3 protein-coding genes, 4 tRNA genes, 1 rRNA gene and 1 pseudogene are annotated in these 4,113 nt (G+C 50.8%); 7 read left to right on the forward strand and 2 right to left on the reverse strand.

The window, feature by feature from the left end; all coding sequences use genetic code 11:
* From rrf to birA, 3 genes are all read left to right on the forward strand, one after another.
* Nucleotides 1–74 (forward strand): 5S ribosomal RNA (gene rrf, locus OGY35_RS24500); the annotation flags it as partial.
* Between the two features lie 228 nt (nucleotides 75–302).
* Nucleotides 303–1,331, forward strand: coding sequence for a UDP-N-acetylmuramate dehydrogenase (gene murB, locus OGY35_RS00970; protein ID WP_286631196.1), 1,029 nt, complete (start codon nucleotides 303–305; stop codon nucleotides 1,329–1,331).
* Nucleotides 1,328–2,290 carry a bifunctional biotin--[acetyl-CoA-carboxylase] ligase/biotin operon repressor BirA gene (gene birA, locus OGY35_RS00975; RefSeq protein ID WP_286631197.1) on the forward strand — a complete coding sequence of 321 codons (963 nt, stop codon included), beginning with the start codon at nucleotides 1,328–1,330 and terminating at the stop codon, nucleotides 2,288–2,290. Before murB ends, birA begins: the two co-directional genes overlap by 4 nt.
* Nucleotides 2,291–2,320: 30 nt before the next feature.
* On the opposite strand, the gene coaA is transcribed toward birA, so the two are convergent.
* Complete coding sequence (gene coaA / locus OGY35_RS00980) at nucleotides 2,321–3,271, reverse strand: type I pantothenate kinase (protein ID WP_152401307.1); 951 nt, start codon at nucleotides 3,269–3,271, stop codon at nucleotides 2,321–2,323.
* Between the two features lie 302 nt (nucleotides 3,272–3,573).
* Nucleotides 3,574–3,654 (reverse strand): annotated as a pseudogene (locus OGY35_RS00985) (hypothetical protein); the annotation flags it as partial.
* Nucleotides 3,655–3,673: 19 nt separating this feature from the next.
* On the opposite strand from OGY35_RS00985, the gene OGY35_RS00990 reads away from it, so the two are divergent.
* The 4 genes from OGY35_RS00990 (at nucleotide 3,674) to OGY35_RS01005 (ending at nucleotide 4,112) form a co-directional block, all read left to right on the forward strand.
* Nucleotides 3,674–3,749 (forward strand) — tRNA-Thr (locus tag OGY35_RS00990).
* An 8-nt stretch (nucleotides 3,750–3,757) separates the two neighbouring features.
* Nucleotides 3,758–3,842, forward strand: a tRNA-Tyr gene (locus tag OGY35_RS00995).
* Nucleotides 3,843–3,956: 114 nt separating this feature from the next.
* Nucleotides 3,957–4,031: transfer RNA gene (locus OGY35_RS01000), tRNA-Gly, on the forward strand.
* A 5-nt stretch (nucleotides 4,032–4,036) separates the two neighbouring features.
* Nucleotides 4,037–4,112 (forward strand) — tRNA-Thr (locus tag OGY35_RS01005).
* Nucleotide 4,113 lies beyond the last annotated feature (1 nt).

Below are 4,113 nucleotides of genomic sequence, written 5' to 3' on the forward strand. Positions count from 1 at the left end.
AACTCAGAAGTGAAACGCCGTAGCGCCGATGGTAGTGTGGGGTCTCCCCATGCGAGAGTAGGGAACTGCCAGGCATCAAACAGTGAAGAAGCCCATCCTGACGGATGGGCTTTTTTGCGTCTGTGGCAGGCTGACAAGCGCAGCGCCATCAGGCAGAACAGCGCACATTGCCGGATGGCGGCTTCGCCTTATCCGGCCTACGGCAAGGGGGAACCCTCTGGATAACGCTAGCCCGCCATAATACAAGCCATACTGCGGCAGATGCGGTAAACTAACCGCGATTTTGCATCAGGAAAGCGTCTATGAATCACTCCCTTAAATCCTGGAATACCTTTGGCATCGATCAAAATGCCAATGAGATTGTTTGCGCCGAAAATGAACAACAGCTACTGAATGCCTGGCAATCCGCCAATGCGTTGCATCAGCCGGTACTGATACTGGGTGAAGGGAGTAACGTCCTGTTTCTTGATACCTTCCGCGGAACGGTGATCGTCAACCGTATCAAAGGCATTGAGGTGACAGAGCAACCGGATGCCTGGCTGCTGCATGTCGGCGCGGGTGAAAACTGGCATCACCTGGTACAGCACACGCTGCAGCTTGGCATGCCGGGTCTGGAAAACCTGGCGCTGATCCCCGGCTGTGTCGGTTCTTCACCGATCCAGAATATTGGTGCTTACGGCGTGGAGCTCCAGCGAGTTTGTGATTACGTTGACTGTGTTGAGTTGGCGACAGGAAAATCGCTGCGCGTCAGTGCGGCAGAGTGTCGATTTGGCTATCGTGACAGTATCTTCAAACATGAATATCAGGATCGTTTCGCGATCGTTGCAGTGGGTCTACGTCTGACGAAGCAATGGCAGCCAGTGTTGACCTATGGTGACCTGACGCGTCTGGATCCGGCCACGGTAACGCCCCGGCAGGTGTTTGATTCGGTTTGCCATATGCGCATGACGAAACTGCCCGATCCGAAAGTAAACGGTAATGCGGGCAGCTTTTTTAAGAACCCGGTAGTGGTGGCTGATGTGGCACAGGCATTATTGTCCCAATTCCCGAATGCGCCCCATTATCCTCAGCCTGATGGTTCAGTAAAGCTGGCGGCAGGTTGGCTCATTGATCAGTGTCAGTTGAAAGGCTCCGGGATCGGAGGGGCAGCAGTGCATCGTCAACAGGCCCTGGTGCTGATCAATGCTGATAATGCGACAAGCAAAGATATTGTTCAGCTGGCGCACCTTGTTCGTACGAAAGTGGGTGAAAAATTTAATGTCTGGCTGGAGCCTGAAGTGCGCTTCATCGGGCGAACAGGCGAAGTCAATGCCGTGGAGATCATTGCATGAAGGATAATACCGTTCCTCTGACGCTTATCTCCTTACTGGCCGATGGCGAGTTTCATTCCGGCGAGCAACTGGGTGAAAAGTTGGGGATGAGTCGGGCTGCCATCAATAAACACATCCAGACCTTACGTGACTGGGGTGTCGACGTCTTTACCGTGCCAGGCAAAGGATACAGTTTGCCTGAGCCGATTCAGTTACTGGATGCCGACCGTATATACAGCCAGTTGGATCGCGGTACGGTGGCAGTGCTTCCGGTTATCGATTCCACCAATCAATACCTGCTGGACCGTATAGATCTGTTACAGTCAGGCGATGCCTGCGTGGCGGAATACCAACAGGCAGGCCGTGGACGTCGTGGGCGTAAGTGGTTCTCTCCCTTTGGTGCAAACCTTTATCTTTCGATGTTCTGGCGTCTGGAGCAGGGACCGGCCGCAGCGATCGGCTTAAGCCTGGTGATCGGTATCGTGATGGCCGAGGTGCTGCGCGATCTCGGTGCTGATAAAGTTCGGGTGAAGTGGCCAAACGATCTCTATCTGCTGGATCGCAAACTGGCGGGGATCCTGGTCGAATTAACGGGTAAGACGGGCGATGCTGCGCAGATCGTCATTGGTGCTGGCATTAACATGGCGATGCGTCGTGTGGAAGAAGACGTGGTGAATCAGGGATGGATTACGCTGCAGGAAGCCGGGATTACGCTCGATCGCAACACGCTGGCCGCGAGGCTCATTCGTGAATTACGTACCGCGTTGGAATTATTTGAGCAGGAAGGGCTGGCTCCTTATCTTTCCCGTTGGAAAAAACTCGATAACTTTATTAATCGTCAGGTAAAACTGATCATCGGCGAAAAAGAAATATACGGTATTTCGCGAGGGATCGACGCACAGGGTGCATTACTACTGGAACAGGATGGTGTGATAAAACCGTGGGTTGGGGGAGAAATCTCCCTGAGAAGCGCAGAATAATAAAAAGGGAGCTTTCGCTCCCTTTTTTAATTATTTCCGCAGGCGAACCTGTTCGACAGCATGATTCGCGCTCTTGGTCATGATAAGACTCGCGCGCTCACGCGTGGGTAAAATGTTTTGCTTTAAATTCAGCCAGTTAATTTCTTTCCATAATGAGGTGGCCGTATTGATTGCCTCCTCTTCCGTCAGTTTCGCATAGTTATGGAAATAAGAGTCGGGGTCGGTAAACGCCCCCTCGCGGAATTTAAGAAAGCGATTGATATACCATGTCTGCAGTAACTCTTCCGGCGCATCAACATAAATAGAGAAATCGACGAAGTCCGAAACAAATACATGATGTGGGTCGTGCGGATAATCCATCCCACTCTGCAAAACATTGAGTCCTTCGAGAATTAATATATCGGGCTGGGCAACGGTTTTATCCCCGTCAGGGATCACATCATAAATCAGATGCGAATAAACCGGAGCGGTGACGTTTGGCACGCCGGATTTGAGGTCGGAGACAAACTTGACCAGACGGTGCATGTCATACGATTCCGGAAAGCCTTTCTTCTTCATTAACCCACGGTCTTTTAATACCTGGTTTGGATGAAGAAAACCATCGGTGGTGATTAGCTCAACGCGGCGATGTTCTGGCCAGCGACTCAGTAGCGCCTGTAATACACGCGCGGTGGTGCTTTTCCCTACCGCCACACTGCCAGCAATACTGATGATATAAGGAATGCGCTCACCGTTAGTGCCCAGAAACTGTTCTAGAACAGCCTGACGGCGCAGGTTCGAGCTGATATAGAAGTTAAGCAAACGCGACAGGGGTAAATAGATCTCTGCTACTTCTTCCAGCGATAAATCTTCATTAATCCCTTTTAACCGCGCGATCTCTTCTTCAGTAAGGGTCATCGGCACGGAATCACGAAGCGCAGCCCACTGGTTGCGGTTAAAATGTAGGTAAGGCGTCATTAACGTTTGCTCTTTTATACTCATAAGCATGTTTCTGGCTGTCATTACACCATCAGGGCAGTGATAAAAAGCGCGTCATCCCCGGCATGCAATGGCACGTCACATTTCAGTTAATTTGGACAATGGGCAGGAGGGTAACACCAGATGGGAGGGAATAATAAGAAAAAATCTCTTCCTGGTGCCATTACCTGAAAAGTAATGTGACAGATATTCCAGATGTGCAGACGATGATTTGAGGCGTTAGAAGTGCCAGCTGGCGCAGGTGGGAGGAAATGGGCTGCCAGATAATGTCGAAATTTTATGCTAAGCTGACTGAAAATACGTCATTTATTGGCCGTATAGCGCAAAATGTGAGCAATAGAACATTTTATGCAATTTTTTAGTTGCATGAGTTCGCAGGTCTCCATAGAATGCGCGCTACTTGATGCCGACTTAGCTCAGTAGGTAGAGCAACTGACTTGTAATCAGTAGGTCACCAGTTCGATTCCGGTAGTCGGCACCATCAAGTCCGGTGGGGTTCCCGAGCGGCCAAAGGGAGCAGACTGTAAATCTGCCGTCACAGACTTCGAAGGTTCGAATCCTTCCCCCACCACCACTTTCTGGCAGCAATTGCTGTCTGAGCTGGTTAAGAAAATAATCGGCTCGAATGAGAAAAGAGACTTGTCTCTTTTTTTGTTACAGAAAGAACTGGGTAGCCGAGTTTCAGGATGCGGGCATCGTATAATGGCTATTACCTCAGCCTTCCAAGCTGATGATGCGGGTTCGATTCCCGCTGCCCGCTCCAGACGTGCTGATATGGCTCAGTTGGTAGAGCGCACCCTTGGTAAGGGTGAGGTCCCCAGTTCGACTCTGGGTATCAGCACCAC

Source organism: Citrobacter sp. Ct235 (assembly GCF_030332305.1).
In the GTDB taxonomy this organism is placed as follows: domain Bacteria; phylum Pseudomonadota; class Gammaproteobacteria; order Enterobacterales; family Enterobacteriaceae; genus Citrobacter_A; species Citrobacter_A telavivensis.